We start from the raw sequence: 15,331 nt of genomic DNA, 5'->3' as shown, positions 1-15,331 counted from the left end.
GACCATGGCATCTCATCTGATCCAGGGCCGGACGGTGGACATGCCTGTCCGGGTGAGGGACGCGGAGATCTGCAGCGCCTTCTACCCGGTGCGTGCCGACGCCGCCCGGGCGGTCATCGCGTACTCCGGGCTCGACGTGGCCGAGGCGCTGCCCGGCAAGGCCGTCTGCATGCTGCTCTTCGTCGACTACCGCGACGGGGACCTCGACACCTACCACGAGTTCGGGATGGCCTTCCTGGTCCGCCCTCCGGGCGGCTCGGCGGCCAAGGGACTCGCCGATCTCCGGGAAGCGGGGATCTTCGTGCACTGGTTGCCCGTGGACCAGCGGTTCACGCTGGACGCGGGGCGCACGATCTGGGGGTTCCCGAAAGAGCTCGCGGACATTGAGCTGCGGCTCGGCTCGCCGTACAAACGATGCATCCTGCGCAAGGACGACAGGCTCGTGCTGGACATGCTGATCAAGCCGGGGGTGCCGGTGCCGGGCGCCGCGGCGATGGCGCCGATGGACGCCTACACGCACCGGGATGGGGTCACGCGGCGCGTCCCCTGGTCCGTACGCGCCCGCGGCGCCAAGATGCGGCCCAGCGGCGCGCTGATCCGCCTGGGCAACCACCCCATCGCCAAGGAGTTGAGCGAGCTGGGTCTGCCCAAGCGGGCCATGTTCACCACGACGGTCTCGCGGGCGACGATGACGTTCGGCGCAGCCGTGGAGATCTGAGCCGGACGATCGGGGAGCGGCCGAGCCAAACGTTCGGGGAGCGGCCGAGCTAGACGATCGGGGGACGACCGAGCTTGACCATGCGCCAGGCCGTGCGCCAGGCCATCGGCCGCCGCTCGCCCGCCGGGCTGCGCAGACCCTCCATGAACCCGGCGAACCACGCCTTGAGCGCCGTCGACGACCCGCGTTCGCGGACGAGGGTGAGCGCCACCCAGTTGGTCAGGTAGAGCACCGCCAGCGGCCACGGCAGGTTGCGGCGGGCCAGCCAGACACGGTTACGGGCGTTGAGCCGGTGGAAGTTGGCGTGCCGGGTCGGCGGGACCTGCGGGTGGTACATCACCGTCTCGGCGTCGTATTCGATCCGGTAACCCTCGCCGAGCAGCCGCCAGGCCAGGTCGGTCTCCTCGTGGGCGTAGAAGAAGCGCTCGGGCAGGCCACCCACCTGCAGGAACGCCGAGCGCCTGACGGCCGAGGCGCCGCCGAGGAAGGTCGTGACCGGCGAGGAGCGCTGCGGGTCACCCGCACGCAGCCGGGGCACGTGCCGCCGCTGGCCGATGCCGCCGTCGGGGTCCATCACCCGAAAGGAGATCACCGCCAGGTCCGGCTCGGTGGCGAAGCGATCACGCACGTGCGCGACGACCTTCTGGCTGGCATACCAGCCGTCGTCGTCGAGAAACAACACGACATCTCCCGAGCACTCCTCCACGCCGCGATTACGGCCGGCGGGGATGCCCGTGTTCTGGTCGAGCCGGATCGACTTCACGACCGCGGCGGACCCCTCGGGTGGCGTGGCCGACACCTCGGGCACGTCGGCGCCGTTGCCCACGATCACCACTTCGACGTCGCCGTCGATCTGGTTGAGCGCGGACTCGACCGCCCGGTTCAGCTCCGCGACCCGGTTGCCCATGGTGAGAATGACACACGAGATCTTCAAGAGATCACCAGGCGGTCGTGGCATGCTTTCATGATCACCGAGTCTGTTTCTGGTTACGGGTGAAGCTAAGCGTATCGGAACTGGGGATGAACCCCCACCGAACGGCGGACGTCCGATCAATACGACGGACATCGCCCCTCTTCGGTTCCGATATGCCATCACGCCAGGCGCCTCGACGAGACGATGCTTACCAAATGCAGAACAACCTGTAGGCAAGCCGCTACGAAACACGCGACGAGAAGAACCCGGATGGCCGTCAGGCCGCCGGCGAACTGATCGACGATCGCGGCCGCCAGCGCGAGCAGTGACAGCTCGATCGGCTGCATGATCCGGTGGAATTTCGTCGCCGACAGCACCCGTCGGCCCAGTGCCAGCAGCCCGGAGCGGAACTGCACCGCGGACGCCTCGGTGGCGGCCGGCAGTCCCCCCTTGGCCCGGGCCACCTCCACGAGGTCGGTCTCGGCCTTGATGAGGATGGCGCCGAGCGCGGCGGCGACGCCCAGAACCGTATACCAATCGGGCATGACGGCCGACGCCCGCCAGCCCAGCCCGACCAGCAACGCGGCCTCGGTGAAGTAGGCGCCGACGCGGTCCAGGTAGACGCCGACCAGCGAGGTCTTCCCCGTCCAGCGGGCCAGCTCACCGTCGGAGCAGTCGAGCAGCAGGTAGACCTGCACGAGCAGAGCGGCGGCCACGACGGCCCACAGCCCCGGCAGGGCCAGCACGACACCGGCCGCGATCCCGGCGAACGTCATCAGCCACGTGAGCTGGTTGGGCGTGACCGGCGTCTTGGTCATCAGCCAGGTGACGTAGATGGACAACCTGCGCATGTAGAGCACGCCTGCCCAGTGCTCGCCGTTCCTGCGATCGAGGTGGCCGGCGGGCTGGGCGACCCGCCGCAGCTCAGCGACCGAAGGCGTGGACATAGTCCCCCACCCGATCGCGGATCTCGTTGTCCTGCATGCGCAGGTGCTCCAGGATCGTGTAACGGCCGGGGCGGGTCGCCGGCGCCAGCGCGACGGCCTCGGCGAACTGCTCGTCGCTCAGCCCGATGTCGGCGGGGACGACCGGCAGCTCGTGCCGCCGCAGGCAGTCGACCACCTGCATGACCCGGGCCTTGTCCTCCCTCAGGAAGAAGCAGAAGGCGGCACCGATGCCGGCGAGCTCGCCGTGGTTGGAGGTGCCGGGGAAAAGCTGATCCACGGCATGAAGGATCTCATGGTCTCCGCCACTCGCGGGCCGGGAGGACCCCGCGATCACCATGGACATGCCGGACAGGATCAGGGATTCGGCCAGCACGGTCAGGAACGCGTCGGATTCGATGGAGTCGTCTCGGCCGATCAGCGCCTCGGCGGCGGTGCGGGCCATCGAGCAGGCCAGCCCGTCGATGGGCTCGCCCCGCTCGATGTTGCCGAGCTGCCAGTCCTCAATCGCCGACAGGTTACTCACCACGTCGCCCACGCCCGCCCTGACCAGCGACTTCGGCGCGTTGTGCACGAAGTCGAGGTCCACCAGGATCGCCAGCGGCATCGGCACCCCGAACGTGCCCTTGCCGCCCTCGTACACGAGGGAGGCGGTGGGCGAGCAGATGCCGTCGTGGGAGAGGTTGGTGGCCACCGCGACCATCGGGATGCCGGCCAGCGACGCGGCGTATTTGGTCGCGTCGATGGTCTTGCCGCCGCCGACGCCGACCACCACCTCGTAGGCGCCCTTGCGCAGGTCCGCGCCGAGCGTGACGGCCGCGTCGACCGACCCGTCCGCCACCCTGAACACCTCGGCCTCATCGAGCTGAGGCGCGATCAGGCTCTCGATGTGGTCGCCCTGGCCGGGGCCGACGGCCACGGCGACCCTGCCGGAGGTCGCCACCCGGCTGTCGGCCAGCAGAGCGCCGAGCTCGGCCACGGCGCCACGTCTGACCTGCATGGTCAGCGGCGCCGGCAACATCCTCGCGAGAAGCGGCATGCCCGCCCCCTCAGTAGCGAACGGCTATGGTGCGGGCCTTGGCCAGGTCGTCGTGGTTGTCCACCTCGACCCAGTCGACCTCGCCGATGGGCGCGGCGTGGATCGTCTCACCGCGCTCGACCATCTCCTGGTAACCGTCCTCGTAGTAGAGCTGCGGGTCACGCTCGAACGTGGCCTTCAGCGCGTCGGCCAGCCGCTCTCCGGCACCCGGTCTGATCAGGGTGGCGCCGATGTATTCGCCGTAGGCCTCGGCCGGGTCCATCAGCTTGGTGATGCGCCGCAGCGAGCCGTCAGGCGAGAGCGTGACCTTCATCTCCTCGTCGGCGAGCTTCTTGACGTCGTCGACGGCCAGCAGGATGTCGCTGGTCTCGGGGGCGGACAGGAGCGTCTTCTCGACCGAGACCGGGTGCACGGTGTCGCCGTTGACCAGCAGCGCGCCCTGGGAGAAGTAGTCGCGGGCGCACCACAGGGAGTAGGCGTTGTTCCACTCCTCGGCCTTGTCGTTGTGCACCAGGGTGAGCTTGACGCCGTATTTCTTCTCGAAGGCGTCCTTGCGCTCGTGCACGGCCTGAGCGGCGTACCCGACGATGATCACGATCTCGCGCAGGTCCACCTCGGCCAGGTTGCGCAGCGAGATGTCCATGATCGTGGTTTCACCGTCGACCGGCACGAGCGCCTTGGGCAGCGTGTCGGTGTACGGCCGCAGGCGTCGTCCGGCCCCAGCGGCCAGCACCATTCCCAGCAACGTGCACTCCTCAGTCGAGCATGTCGAGCATGACGTACGTAGGCCCAAAGGTTAGTTCCCTTTGGGCCCTCCGCGGGTAATCCGGCGTTAGTCTTGCGTTCCCATATCGGTCGCTTCCACCCCAGATCGGGGTGCGGCCAGCAAGCAGGTCAAGCTCTCCCAGGCGAACAACGCCCACAGGTAGAGCGCGAGCACAAGGTAACCGAAGGTCAACGACCCCAGGAGAGCGACCAGCGAGACCGCCATCATCCGGCCGTCCCAGCCGAGCCCCAGCGTGGACAGCCACGACGGCGCGTAGATGTGCTGCCGCAGCCGATAGACCAGATCGTAGTGGTGGAACGCCAGCGCGCCGAGCAACAGGAAGATCAGCGCCGGGTTCAGCTGGTGGGCGAACCCGCACGCGGCCACGAACGCATACTCGATCACCCGCAGGATCGGCGGCACGAGCCAGTCGAGCCTGCCGTCGTGCGGATGGGTGCTGCCGGGCCCGGCCAGCAGCAGCGTCACGGCCGGCGCGAACACCGCGAGCCCGTCGGTGCCCGCGACGCCGAGCACCAGCAGCACCCCGGTGACGAATGTGCCGGCGAGCACCGGCGGCAGCGGCGGCAACTGCCCGGCCACGAGCAGGCCCATGGCCCGGGAGAGCGGACCGTCGTCGCGGTAGGCCACGACCGTGCTGTTGGGTACGGGGGCCATGTGCACAGGACTCATCGCGCCGACCTCATCATCCGCCCGGCAAGTTGGTAGAGGGCCGCCACGCCGCCCCAGCAGAGCAGGGAGAGGAATGTCACCCTGGGGTTCCAGACGGCGGCGGTGACGGCGATCAGCGCGGTCCGCTCACCGATGGGCAGCACGATGATCTTCTTGATCCAGCGGGTGGCTCTCCGGCGGTCCAGACGCTGGGCGAGCCTGAGCGCGCCGGTCGCGTGCCGGGCGTCGGCCGACTCCTGCAGCGAGCGGGCCGGCCTGCCCCAGCTCGCGCCGACCCGGGCCGCGTCGGCGACCGCCCCGGCATAGGCGAAGTCGATGGCGTGCCGGACGACCTGCAGGATCATCGCGGCCGCAGCCAGATACCAGATGCCTGGGTCGGTGGAGCCGAAGGCCAGGCCGACGTAGACGATGTACTCCTTGACGCGGTCCGCCATGCCGTCCGCCCACGCGCCGAACGGCGAGAACGTGCGGGTGTAGCGGGCCAGCTGACCGTCGAGGCAGTCGAGCGTGAACGACAGGTAGAACAGCAGCGCCCCGAGCAGCCGCCCGCCCTGGGTGCCCGCGGAGAACCACACGGCCGCCAGCAGGGCCAGGCCGACCGAGACGCCGGTCACGGTGTTGGGGGTGAGCTTGAGCTTGACGGCCGGCTTGATCAAATAGCGCGACCAGGTGGAGACGAAGTAGGTGGCGAAGAAGCCGTCGTCCTGCTTCACCGAGGTGTCCAGCCTGACCTTGGCCTCGTCCACCTCGGACAGCGCCGCGACGGCGGTGTCGGCGGCGTGCTGGCCGGTCACCCGGTCGGCGTGCAGCGGCCCGATCCCGGCGGCCCGCACCGGCACGCCCGTCCTGACCAGCCCGACCAGCAGCAGGTCCACTGCCTCGACCGGGGTGACGGGGCCGAGCTTGCCGGCGTCGGCCAGCTCGGCCAGCTCCTCGGCGATGTCCGCCAGCGTGCCCAGGTCGGACTCGCCGGCCTGCAGCACGCCGCGGAACGTGGCGTTGGCCTCGGGGACGATGTGGAACGAGCTGCCCGCGGCGACGACCTTGCCGCCCTCGACGCGTACGGGCGGCCGCATGGGCCCCGCGGTCGCGTCGTGGGAGATCAGTGCCCCGGTGGCGTGCGCGGGGTGCTCCACCAGCAGCGCGAGCGCCTCGGTGTGGGCCACGAGGTCGGCGGGGAGCACGGCGACGGCGCCTGCCGAGATCCGGGCGATCTTGGCGACGCCCCTGAGGTCCGCTCCGAGTCCGCCGTCCGGGGTGACCACTTGGACCTCGTTCACGGGCAGCGTGGCGAGCTGGCCGGCGATCCGGTCGAGCAGCGTGCCGTCCTCGGAGGAGAGCCGGGCTGCCGGGGTCGTGGCGAGCAGCACGACCGACGTGGTCGTGCTCTCGCGGGTCGTGAACGAGTCGGGCAAAGCGCGGGTCTCCTCCCGGCCGGGGTGGAGCGCGTGGACTTGGGGGGTGCGTAGCCAGCGTAGCGACAGGTCAGGCCAATATCACGGAACAGCACCGTTACCCTGCCAGTATGGATTCAAGGTCGGTTGGGGTGCTTTTGGCGGGCGGTGTGGGGCAGAGGGTGGGGTTGGCCACTCCCAAGCAACTCGCCGAGATCGCCGGAAAGACGATCATTGAGCACTCGATCGCCGTGTTCGAGGACGCGCCGGAGATCGACGAGATCGTGGTGCTGATGACGCCGGGCTACACCGACCGGGTCCGCGAGATCGTGGACAAGGGCGGCTACCGCAAGGTCACGAAGATCGTGGAGGGCGGCGCGAGCCGTACGGAGAGCACGTGGCGGGCCCTGCAGGCGCTGGGCAGGCAGGAATGCAACGTGCTGCTGCACGACGCCGTGCGACCGCTCGTGGAGCCCCGGATCATCGCCGAATGCGTCAAGGCCTTGCGCACGCATCGGGCCGTCGACGTGGCCATCCCGAGCTCCGACACGGTCCTGGTCGCCGTGCCCGGGCCGGACGGCGAGGTCATCGGCGAGGTGCTGGACAGGTCGCGGCTGCGGCGCAGCCAGACGCCGCAGTGCTTCAAGCTGTCGGTGATCAGGCAGGCGTACGAGCGGGCGCTCGCCGACCCCGATTTCGGCAGCCGCCCGGCCACCGACGACTGCGGTGTGGTGCTGCGTTACCTGCCCGAGGTGCCGATCCACGTGGTGCCGGGCAGCGAGCACAACATCAAGATCACCCATCCCGCCGATCTGCGGATCGCCGAACTGCTCTTGCGGCTGGCCGCCGAGCGGCCAATGGCATAAGGGTCAAGTGCGTGAAAACCCCCGCGTTGTAGGCGTGTGGGGAGATGCCGCTTGACCTGATCCTTGTTACCGTGCGATCACATGAGGAAACTCATCGTGATCGCGGCGCTGCTCGTCTGCTACCCCGTGCTGCTGGTGTCGGCGCTCTGGCCGGCGCCGGTGCTGTTCGGCGTGGTGGCCGCGCTCTCCTACGCCGCCGAGTACGCCGCGCCGCGCGTCGCCAGGCGGCTGACCGACGTGCTCGGCAAGGTGCACCTGGGGATGACGCTGCGGTTCGTGGCCAGGCAGACGGCGGCGCTGCTGCTGGTGGCGCGGACGGCCGGGCCGGATTCGCCGTGGTTCGTGGCGCTGGCGGCGGGGATGTTCGGGATTCACGGGGTGCGGGCCGTGCACACCGGGCTGGCGCTGCGGCTCAGGCTGATCCTCAGCAGGATGCCGGTCACCACCCGCAACCTGGACGTGTCGGCGCTGCGTATCCCGAAGATGCCGCCGGGCTGGCTGGGTGACGCCCGCAGCGTGCGTTTCCTCTATCTGGACGTCCTGCCGGTGCTCGGGGCCGCGGCCGGCGCGGTCGCGGCGGCCTTCGGCGCGGCCCTGGCGCTCCTGGCCGGCGCAATCGGCGCGCTCACGCTGTTCCCGTACGTGCGCCGGGCCCTGCCGCTCACCGACAAGGCCCGGGCCATCCAGGTCGTGAGCGAGCAGATCAGGGCCTACCGTCCGGAGGTCATCCTCTACTTCTCCGGCGCCACCGCGGCCGCCTACCAGGCCAGGATGTGGCTGCCGACACTGGAGCGCATGGACCGGCGGGCCATCGTCGTGCTGCGCGAGCGCGGCATGGCCGCCCATCTGGAGCCCACGACACTGCCGATGGTGTGCATCCCGTCCTCGGCCGACCTGATGAGCTTCCACGCGCTCTTCAGCGCCAAGCTGTGCCTGTACGTCTCCAACGTCGGCAGGAACGTCCACATGTTGCGCATCCCCACCCTGCGCAGCGCGTTCCTCAACCACGGGGACAGCGACAAGGAGGCGTCGTTCAACCCGTTCTCCCGGGTCTACGACGAGGTGTGGGTGGCCGGGCCGGCGGGGCGCGACCGCTACCGCCGGGCCAAGGTGGGCGTCAGGGACGAGACCATCCACGAGGTCGGCCGGCCGCAACTGGAGGGCATCTCGACGGAGGGGCCCGGGCTGCCGTACCGGACCGTCCTGTACGCCCCCACCTGGGAAGGCTGGAACGACGACCTGTTCCACACGTCGCTGATCACCATGGGGCCGCGCATCGTCCGGGCGCTGCTCGAGCATGACCCGCCGCTCCGCGTGATCTACAAGCCGCACCCGCTCACCGGATACCGCGACAAGAGCGCCCTGCGCGCGCACCGGAAGATCGTCACCATGATCGAGGCGGTCGAGCTGGCCAAGTCGAAGGCCAGGCACCCGTCACGAGCGGCCGGGTCGACACCGCGGATCGCGCACATGGTCGTCACGGGCCGCGAGCCGCACCTGTACGACTGCTTCAACGAGTGCGACCTGCTGATCAGCGACATCTCCAGCGTTGTGGCCGACTTCCTGGCCAGCGAGAAGCCGTACGCCGTGACGAACGTCGCGGGCCTGCCCGAGCGCGCCTTCCACGAGCGTTATCCGAGCACCGAGGCAGGCGTGCTGCTGGGTGAGGACCTGGCCGGGCTCGCGGAGTTCCTCGACGGGGAGGACACGCTGGCCCGGGCCAGGATCAAGCTCAGGAGTTATCTGTTCGGGCCGGAGTATCCCGACGCGCTGGCCCGCTTCAACGCGGCGGTCGAGCGGGTCATGACTTCGGCGGGCGGGCCAGCTTCTTCGGGCTCGTGAGGAAGCCCCATCCCCAGGAGCAGTGCATGGTGGCGTACACGATCGGCAACCGCAGCCGCGCCGCCGGCGACAGCCCGCCGCCGGTCACCACCGAGCCCGCCACGATGGCGAGCGCGTAGCCGCCGGGGATGACGAGCGCGAGCGGGAAGAACGGCGCGACGACCAGCCCCAGCAGCATGGCCAGCACCGCGGCGGGTGGCGCCAGATAGCGCAGGTTGATCGTGCCGTCATGGGTGCGCGCGACCACGCGCCGCCAGCGACCGTAGTGGAAGTATTGCTTGGCCAGCGCCTTGACGTTGGGCCGGGGCCGGTAGGAGACCCGCATGCGCGGCTGGAACCAGACCAGGCCGCCGGTCTGGCGGATGCGGTGGTTCATCTCCCAGTCCTGGGCCCGCTGGAAGTGCTCGTCGTAGCCGCCCACCCGGTCGAGCGCCGAGCGGCGGAAGACGCCGAGGTAGACGGTGTCGGCGGGGCCCGGCGTGCCGCCCACGTGGAACGCGGCCGCGCCCACGCCGATCTTGGACGTCATCGCACAGGCCACGGCCTGCTCGAAGGGTGTGACGCCCTCGGCCGCCATGATGCCGCCCACGTTGTCGGCGCCGGTCTCCGCCAGCGTCTCGACCGCGACGCGCAGGTAGTCGCGGGGCAACATGGCGTGCCCGTCGACCCTGGCGATGATGCCGTTGCGGGAGGCGGCGATCGCGGCGTTGAGCGCGTTGGGAGTGCGGCCCGTGGGGTTGGGCACCACGGTCACCCGGGGGTCGGCCGCGGCGATGGCCTCGGCGACCTCCTGGGTGCGGTCTTGGGACGGCCCCACGGCGAGCACGACCTCGATGGCGCCGGGGTAGCTCTGGGCGAGGACCTGGTCGACGGCCTCGCGGAGGTGCCGCTCCTCGTTGAGGACCGGCATGACGACGGAAATGGGGGGCCAGGCGCGCGTTTCCGCGGGCGCCTGCGGCGAGTCGGGGAACTGCTTCATGGCGGGGCTCACGCTACTGTACCGGCAGGGGAGGAGGGCAATCGAAAGCTCGATCCTCCGTGCGACATGAGGGGGACGGCATGCGCGGCTCGGGCGAGGAGGACGCCGGAGTTCTCGTGGGCGGCGACGCCTACGGCGGCGTCAGGCTCCCGCCCGGTCGTCCGCGCCGGCCGTTCAAGAGGAGCGCCAAGGCGCGCCGCCGGAATGTGATCGCGGCCGGGCTCCTGTCCACGTGCGTGCTCGTCACCACGGGCGTGGTGTGGGCGACCCCGCGCCAGATCGGCACCGTTGACGCGGGCGTGACCGCCCCCTCCCGCGGCGCCGAGAACATCCTGCTGGTCGGCGTGGACAAGCGCGACGACCTCACCCGTCAGCAGCAAAACCGGCTCAAGCTGGGCCGCGAGGCCGGCCAGCGCACCGACACCATGATGGTGATCCACCTGTCCGAGGATCACCGCCGGGTCACGGTGGTGAGCCTGCCCCGCGACACCTGGACGACGATCCCCGGCAAGGGCGACCACAAGATCAACTCCGCCTACCAGTTCGGCGGGCCCAAGCTCACCAAGCAGACCGTCGAGGCCGCCACCGGGCTGCAGATCAACCGCTACATCGAGGTCAACATCCTCGGCTTCATCGACGTCGTGGACTCGCTCGGCGGCGTCACGGTGTGCACGCCGGTGGCGATCAACGACCCGAAGACCGGGCTCAACCTGGCCGCGGGCACCCACCAGCTCGACGGCGTGCAGTCGCTCGGCTATGCCCGCACGCGGGCCACCGCCCGCTCCGACCTCGACCGCATCGACCGGCAGCAGCAGGTCATCTCGGCTCTGCTCAACCGGGCGCTGAGCGCCGGCACGCTGGCCAATCCGGGCAAGCTGGCCTCGTTCGTCAACTCGACGCTCAGCACGGTGAAGGTGGACCCGGACGACGGGTTGCTGGGCCTGGCCACGCAGCTCAGGGACGTGTCGCTGCAGGATGTGAAGTTCGCCGAGGTGCCGCTGACGAACGTCGACTTCAAGGCGCCCACGGGCGAGTCGGCGGTGTTGTGGGACAAGCAGGCGGCCCGCGACATGTTCGCCAAGATCAACGCCGACCAGGACCCGAGCAAGCCCACGCCTACGGCCTCTCCCTCGGCCTCCGCCAAGCCCTCGCCCATCGCGCCGGGGAGCATCTCGCTCAAGGTCAAGAACGGCACGCTCATCACGGGCCTCGGGGCCCGTACGAAGGCGGGGCTGGTCGCGTACGGCTTCAAGGTCCCGGGCGAGCCGGGCAACACCCCGAAGAAGGACTACAAGAAGACCGTCATCCGGTACGCCGCCGATCAGGAGACCGCCGCTCGCGTGGTGGCCGCCGCCATTCCGGGGGCGGAGTTGAAGAAGGCCGATGTCGAGGGCATCGAGGTCGTCGTCGGGAGCGATCGGCCGACCATTCGGAAACAGAAGGCTACTACTGCCCCAACTGCTCAGCCGCGCGTTACAACTACGACGGAAACGGCAATGCAGAACATATGTAAGAAGTAATCATAACTTTGTGCATATTGGGCAGGTGAGGCCGGTGGTGGTCAGGCGTTGGCGGGAGGACCCCTGTACGGTTCTGCACGTCGTCGGTGATCTCGATGTGGCAGGTGCTCCTCGGTTGCGGGCCGAGTTAGAGCAGGCGATCGCCGAGGCCGATCCGCCCAACCTGGTCGTCGACCTGACCGAGGTGCCGTTCTGTGACTCCGTGGGCCTGGGCGTGCTGGTGGCCACGCTCAACCGCATCCATCACATCCACGGCCGCATGATCCTGGTTCTGGGCCCCGGCATGATCCGGCACCTGCTGATGATCACCAACCTCGATCGGCATTTCGAGACCAGCGAATCGATCGGCGAGGCCCGCACGGCGCTCGGCAGCGCCGCCTGACGACCTGCCCCATCGACCCACGCCGCCGACCCGCGCCGCCGACCGCGCCGTCGACCCGCGCCGCCGAACACCGCGCGCATGGCGGCCGACGCAGGCGCGCAGCGCGTCGCCGCGGCCACGGGCGTCGCCGATGTCCGCTCTCCCCAGGCTTTCCCCTTCCCGCGTGCTGGATACTCGGAGATCGGCCGGGTGTTCCGTTATTACTGGAGGCAATCATGAGACTTGGCGTGATGTTCGACAGGGACCTGCCGCCCGAGCAACTCATCCCGTTCGCCAGGGCGCTGGACGAGACGACCGTCGACGACCTGTGGGTGGTGGAGGACCTGGGCTGGACCGGCGGCATCTCCTCAGCGGCCACCGCCCTCGCCGTCACTTCCCGCCTGCGCGTCGGCATCGGCATCGCCCCCGCTCCCCTGCGTAACCCGATGTTGCTGGCGATGGAGCTGGCCAACCTGGCCCGCGTACATCCCGGACGGCTGGCGGCGGGGATCGGGCACGGCGTACAGGACTGGATGCGCCAGGTGGGCGCCGCGCCGCCGTCGCCGCTCGCCCTCCTGGAGGAGACGGTCACGGCGGTCCGCGCGCTGCTGCGCGGCGAGACCGTCACCCTGCACGGCAAGTCCGTCCACCTGGACGGGGTGTCGCTGGTGCATCCGCCCGCGGTGGTGCCGCCCGTGCTGACCGGGGTGAAGAGCCCGCGCTCACTGGCGCTGTCGGGGCGCGTGGCTCAGGGGACGATCGTGCCCGAGGGCATCGGTCCCGCCCAGGTGCCGGGGATTCTGGAGCAGATCGGGGCCGCGGGTGACGATCACGAGCTGGTGGTCTTCACGTTCCTGAACACCGGAGCGGACGGTGCGGCGGCCGCGAAGCCCGTGGTGGAGGGGCAGGCGGCGTTCCTCGGGGTCGCCCCGGAGGAGGTGGCGATGGCGGACGGGTCGCCGGAGGAGGCGGCAGCGCAGGTCAAGAGCCTCTGGGCGGCGGGGGCGGACACGGTGGCGGTCCGGCCGCTCGGCTCGGACCCGCTGCGCCACGTCACGGCCCTGCTGTCGGCTTTGTAGCGGCCGGTCAACGCTGTAAGGCCTGCTGTCGGCCTTGTAAGGGCCGACGCCGTACGGCCCTGCGCCGTCCGTCGCCGGGCCGTACGGCGCGGCGCTCCAGATCGCGCCCAGGGCCGCGCCTCCAACGAGGGAAGGACCGAATGGCCGATGGTGCTCGGTCGGATGGCCGATGAGCGACGAGCGGCGCCCGGCCACGATCGACCCATGAGGCGAATCGCAGCATTAACGGCATGTGCGGCGACGGTGGCACTGGCCACGAGCGGTTGCGGCGGCCTGGATCTGGATGCCGAAGAGGTGCGCTCAGCACAGTCGTTTCCCTTGAGCGGGACCTCTCTGAGGATCATCTCCTCTCTGGGCGGCGTCCACGTACTCGCCGGCACCGGCAGCACCGTCGAGGTGGAGCGGTGGGTACGCGGCAAGGCCGCCGACGACGGCGGCGCCGCCTGGTCCCTGCGGGACGGCACCCTCCGGCTCAGCGCGAACTGCACCATGGTCTTCGGCGACTGCGGCGCCCGCTACCACGTCAAGGTCCCGCCGGGCGTACGGCTGTCGATCGACGCGGCGGACGGCGTCATCCTGAAGGACCTCCCGCAGGACGTGGACGTGGCGAGCCGGGATCGCATCCAGGTGTCCGGCACCTCGGGAAAATTGCGGCTGCGCAGCGAAGGCCCGATCACGGGTGACGGGCTGAAGTCCGCGAACGTCCGATGCCGGACCCTGGACGGCGCGATCGACCTCTCCTTCACGAGTGCACCGGCCAACCTGGACCTCCAGTCCAGCGATGGCAAGGTGACGGCGACCGTGCCGAAGGGCTCCTATGCGGTGACGGCGAACAGCACGGACGGCAGCGAGAGCTCCGAGATCAAGAACGATTCCAAGGCCACTAGCAAGATCGTCGCCCGTAGCACCTCCGGAAACATCCGCATCCTGGCCCGCTGACCGACGCCGGGCACCCTGGACATGGGGTGCCCGGGCGACTGATCAGCCGACCCGCTCGAAAGGCGTCGGGGTCTGGCCCGTCCAGCGGTACAGCTGGGCGGTGCCGGTCTGCTTGGTGACGCCGCCCTCCGTGACGGTCCCGGCCTTGGAGACGTAGTAGCGGCCGCCGCCGAGCGAGATCAGGCCGTACTCGCCGGTGAACTCCCAGCCCCGCACCCCGGACGCGTCATGCTGCAGGCCACCCGGCGCCAGGGTGAGCAGGTCGCCCTGCTCCGGACGAGGCTGTCCGACGATGTCCCCCTTCCTGGGCTGCGCGCTGCCATCGACCATGAAGAACGAGTAGTTAGGGAACTGCGGCTTCTTGCCCTTGTACACGGCCATCATCCAGTTGCCGGTGTGCTCGTCGTACTCGAGGTTCTGCACGCCGTACGTGGTGTTGCCGGTGTAGGCGAAGTACTTGCCGTCGGTGTGCTCCGGTCCGCTGGTGTGCGGGGCGCTCTCGGTGAGCGGCCGCTCGTACTTCTTCCACTGCTGGATGTCGTACTGGAGCAGGACCTGGTAGTCGTTGTCCTGCCGGTCCACGTTCGAGTAGATGCCGTACGCCACGGTCAGCTTCTGCTTGCCGTGCTTCTTGCCGAACGCGGGGCCGAAGGAGACGCCGTCGATGCCGCTGCAGCCGTAGCGGTGGTCGGGGGTGTTGGCGATGTTGCCGTCGAACTTGCCGTCACCGTTCATGTCGGCCACATAGTCGGCCACGACCTCCTTGAGGTAGACCGTCTTGACGACGTCGGTGGTCTGAGCGTCCATGTTCATGCTGGTGATGCGGTCGACGTCGAAGATCGCGATATAGAACGACTCCTGCGCCTTGTACTCGAGCGAGCCGTACACCCGGCCGTCCTGGGCGTTGAAGTCCAGGTCGCCGAGGTGTCCGGTGAAGCCCGTCACGGAGCCGACCGGGTTGCCCTTGAGGTCGGTCTTGACGAGGAGGTTGGTGAAGGAGAAGTACATGAACCCCTTGCGCTGGTCGATGGCCATGCCTTGCACGTGCCCGGCGGCCCAGGTGCCCCCGTAGATCTCTTTCGGCAGGTCGGCGGGGGTCGCTGTGGCCGGGGTGGTAGAGAAGAGGCCGAAGGTGGCGGTGGCGGCGAGGGTGAGCGTCAGGACTTTACGCATGGTGCGGTACCCGTCTTCGGTTGTGGATCTTACCGAGACGAGACGTTAGCCCGCTGTCATGACGATGTCTGACAAATCGGTAAATCAGCAGTGAAGTCCGGCCAAACG

15 protein-coding genes are annotated in these 15,331 nt (G+C 69.4%); 7 read left to right on the top strand and 8 right to left on the bottom strand.

Annotated features, from left to right (window positions below; translation table 11 throughout):
* Positions 1-4: 4 nt before the first annotated feature.
* The gene (locus Q9G87_RS32345; RefSeq protein WP_305920315.1) at positions 5-718 is read left to right on the top strand and encodes an acetoacetate decarboxylase family protein; all 714 of its coding nucleotides are present in this window, start codon (positions 5-7) and stop codon (positions 716-718) included.
* 49 nt (positions 719-767) lie between these two features.
* Here the strand turns inward: Q9G87_RS32345 and Q9G87_RS32340 are convergent, their stop codons facing one another.
* The 6 genes from Q9G87_RS32340 to Q9G87_RS32315 all read right to left on the bottom strand — a co-directional run bounded on the left by Q9G87_RS32340 (position 768) and on the right by Q9G87_RS32315 (position 6,485).
* Entirely contained in the window at positions 768-1,652 is an 885-nt protein-coding gene (locus Q9G87_RS32340) for a glycosyltransferase family 2 protein (RefSeq protein ID WP_305920314.1), read from the bottom strand.
* A 158-nt stretch (positions 1,653-1,810) separates the two neighbouring features.
* Positions 1,811-2,578: a CDP-alcohol phosphatidyltransferase family protein gene (locus Q9G87_RS32335; protein WP_305920313.1), complete on the bottom strand. Its 768-nt coding sequence runs from the start codon at positions 2,576-2,578 to the stop codon at positions 1,811-1,813.
* Positions 2,556-3,596: an iron-containing alcohol dehydrogenase family protein gene (locus Q9G87_RS32330; protein ID WP_305920348.1), complete on the bottom strand. Its 1,041-nt coding sequence runs from the start codon at positions 3,594-3,596 to the stop codon at positions 2,556-2,558. The genes Q9G87_RS32335 and Q9G87_RS32330 overlap by 23 nt, the downstream gene beginning before the upstream one ends.
* A 28-nt stretch (positions 3,597-3,624) precedes the next feature.
* Complete coding sequence (locus Q9G87_RS32325) at positions 3,625-4,359, bottom strand: phosphocholine cytidylyltransferase family protein (RefSeq protein ID WP_305920312.1); 735 nt, start codon at positions 4,357-4,359, stop codon at positions 3,625-3,627.
* 87 nt (positions 4,360-4,446) lie between these two features.
* Positions 4,447-5,070 carry a DUF5941 domain-containing protein gene (locus Q9G87_RS32320; RefSeq protein ID WP_305920311.1) on the bottom strand — a complete coding sequence of 208 codons (624 nt, stop codon included), beginning with the start codon at positions 5,068-5,070 and terminating at the stop codon, positions 4,447-4,449.
* A complete protein-coding gene (locus Q9G87_RS32315) occupies positions 5,067-6,485 on the bottom strand; it encodes a CDP-alcohol phosphatidyltransferase family protein (protein ID WP_305920310.1) in 1,419 nt (472 codons plus the stop codon). The genes Q9G87_RS32320 and Q9G87_RS32315 overlap by 4 nt, the downstream gene beginning before the upstream one ends.
* Positions 6,486-6,595: 110 nt before the next feature.
* On the opposite strand from Q9G87_RS32315, the gene Q9G87_RS32310 reads away from it, so the two are divergent.
* Together Q9G87_RS32310 and Q9G87_RS32305 are read left to right on the top strand one after the other, a co-directional pair.
* The gene (locus Q9G87_RS32310; RefSeq protein ID WP_305920309.1) at positions 6,596-7,330 is read left to right on the top strand and encodes an IspD/TarI family cytidylyltransferase; all 735 of its coding nucleotides are present in this window, start codon (positions 6,596-6,598) and stop codon (positions 7,328-7,330) included.
* Between the two features lie 81 nt (positions 7,331-7,411).
* Positions 7,412-9,172: a CDP-glycerol glycerophosphotransferase family protein gene (locus Q9G87_RS32305; protein WP_305920308.1), complete on the top strand. Its 1,761-nt coding sequence runs from the start codon at positions 7,412-7,414 to the stop codon at positions 9,170-9,172.
* Here Q9G87_RS32305 and Q9G87_RS32300 read toward each other — a convergent pair.
* Entirely contained in the window at positions 9,132-10,151 is a 1,020-nt protein-coding gene (locus Q9G87_RS32300; protein ID WP_305920307.1) for a glycosyltransferase family 2 protein, read from the bottom strand. The genes Q9G87_RS32305 and Q9G87_RS32300 overlap by 41 nt on opposite strands.
* An 80-nt stretch (positions 10,152-10,231) precedes the next feature.
* Here Q9G87_RS32300 and Q9G87_RS32295 point away from each other — a divergent pair, with 80 nt between their 5' ends.
* From Q9G87_RS32295 to Q9G87_RS32280, 4 genes are all read left to right on the top strand, one after another.
* Positions 10,232-11,671: an LCP family protein gene (locus Q9G87_RS32295; RefSeq protein WP_305920306.1), complete on the top strand. Its 1,440-nt coding sequence runs from the start codon at positions 10,232-10,234 to the stop codon at positions 11,669-11,671.
* A 34-nt stretch (positions 11,672-11,705) separates the two neighbouring features.
* Complete coding sequence (locus Q9G87_RS32290) at positions 11,706-12,053, top strand: STAS domain-containing protein (protein WP_305920305.1); 348 nt, start codon at positions 11,706-11,708, stop codon at positions 12,051-12,053.
* 215 nt (positions 12,054-12,268) lie between these two features.
* A complete protein-coding gene (locus Q9G87_RS32285) occupies positions 12,269-13,111 on the top strand; it encodes an LLM class flavin-dependent oxidoreductase (RefSeq protein WP_305920304.1) in 843 nt (280 codons plus the stop codon).
* A gap of 204 nt (positions 13,112-13,315) precedes the next feature.
* Positions 13,316-14,050, top strand: coding sequence for a DUF4097 family beta strand repeat-containing protein (locus tag Q9G87_RS32280; RefSeq protein WP_305920303.1), 735 nt, complete (start codon positions 13,316-13,318; stop codon positions 14,048-14,050).
* Between the two features lie 42 nt (positions 14,051-14,092).
* On the opposite strand, the gene Q9G87_RS32275 is transcribed toward Q9G87_RS32280, so the two are convergent.
* The gene (locus tag Q9G87_RS32275) at positions 14,093-15,223 is read right to left on the bottom strand and encodes a hypothetical protein (RefSeq protein ID WP_305920302.1); all 1,131 of its coding nucleotides are present in this window, start codon (positions 15,221-15,223) and stop codon (positions 14,093-14,095) included.
* Positions 15,224-15,331: the final 108 nt, after the last annotated feature.

It is taken from the genome of Nonomuraea turcica, assembly GCF_030718205.1.
Lineage (GTDB): Bacteria > Actinomycetota > Actinomycetes > Streptosporangiales > Streptosporangiaceae > Nonomuraea.
The sequence above is the reverse complement of the archived record's forward strand: the minus strand, read 5'-3'. Positions and strand labels throughout refer to the sequence as shown.

Excerpts from the sequence above, each read along its gene's own strand:
- Q9G87_RS32280 (WP_305920303.1), top strand. The coding sequence starts at position 13,316 with ATGAGGCGAATCGCAGCATTAACGGCATGTGCGGCGACGGTGGCACTG.
- Q9G87_RS32300 (WP_305920307.1), bottom strand. The coding sequence starts at position 10,151 with ATGAAGCAGTTCCCCGACTCGCCGCAGGCGCCCGCGGAAACGCGCGCC.
- Q9G87_RS32305 (WP_305920308.1), top strand. The coding sequence starts at position 7,412 with ATGAGGAAACTCATCGTGATCGCGGCGCTGCTCGTCTGCTACCCCGTG.
- Q9G87_RS32295 (WP_305920306.1), top strand. The coding sequence starts at position 10,232 with ATGCGCGGCTCGGGCGAGGAGGACGCCGGAGTTCTCGTGGGCGGCGAC.
- Q9G87_RS32345 (WP_305920315.1), top strand. The coding sequence starts at position 5 with ATGGCATCTCATCTGATCCAGGGCCGGACGGTGGACATGCCTGTCCGG.
- Q9G87_RS32335 (WP_305920313.1), bottom strand. The coding sequence starts at position 2,578 with ATGTCCACGCCTTCGGTCGCTGAGCTGCGGCGGGTCGCCCAGCCCGCC.
- Q9G87_RS32275 (WP_305920302.1), bottom strand. The coding sequence starts at position 15,223 with ATGCGTAAAGTCCTGACGCTCACCCTCGCCGCCACCGCCACCTTCGGC.
- Q9G87_RS32285 (WP_305920304.1), top strand. The coding sequence starts at position 12,269 with ATGAGACTTGGCGTGATGTTCGACAGGGACCTGCCGCCCGAGCAACTC.
- Q9G87_RS32320 (WP_305920311.1), bottom strand. The coding sequence starts at position 5,070 with ATGAGTCCTGTGCACATGGCCCCCGTACCCAACAGCACGGTCGTGGCC.
- Q9G87_RS32330 (WP_305920348.1), bottom strand. The coding sequence starts at position 3,596 with ATGTTGCCGGCGCCGCTGACCATGCAGGTCAGACGTGGCGCCGTGGCC.
- Q9G87_RS32310 (WP_305920309.1), top strand. The coding sequence starts at position 6,596 with ATGGATTCAAGGTCGGTTGGGGTGCTTTTGGCGGGCGGTGTGGGGCAG.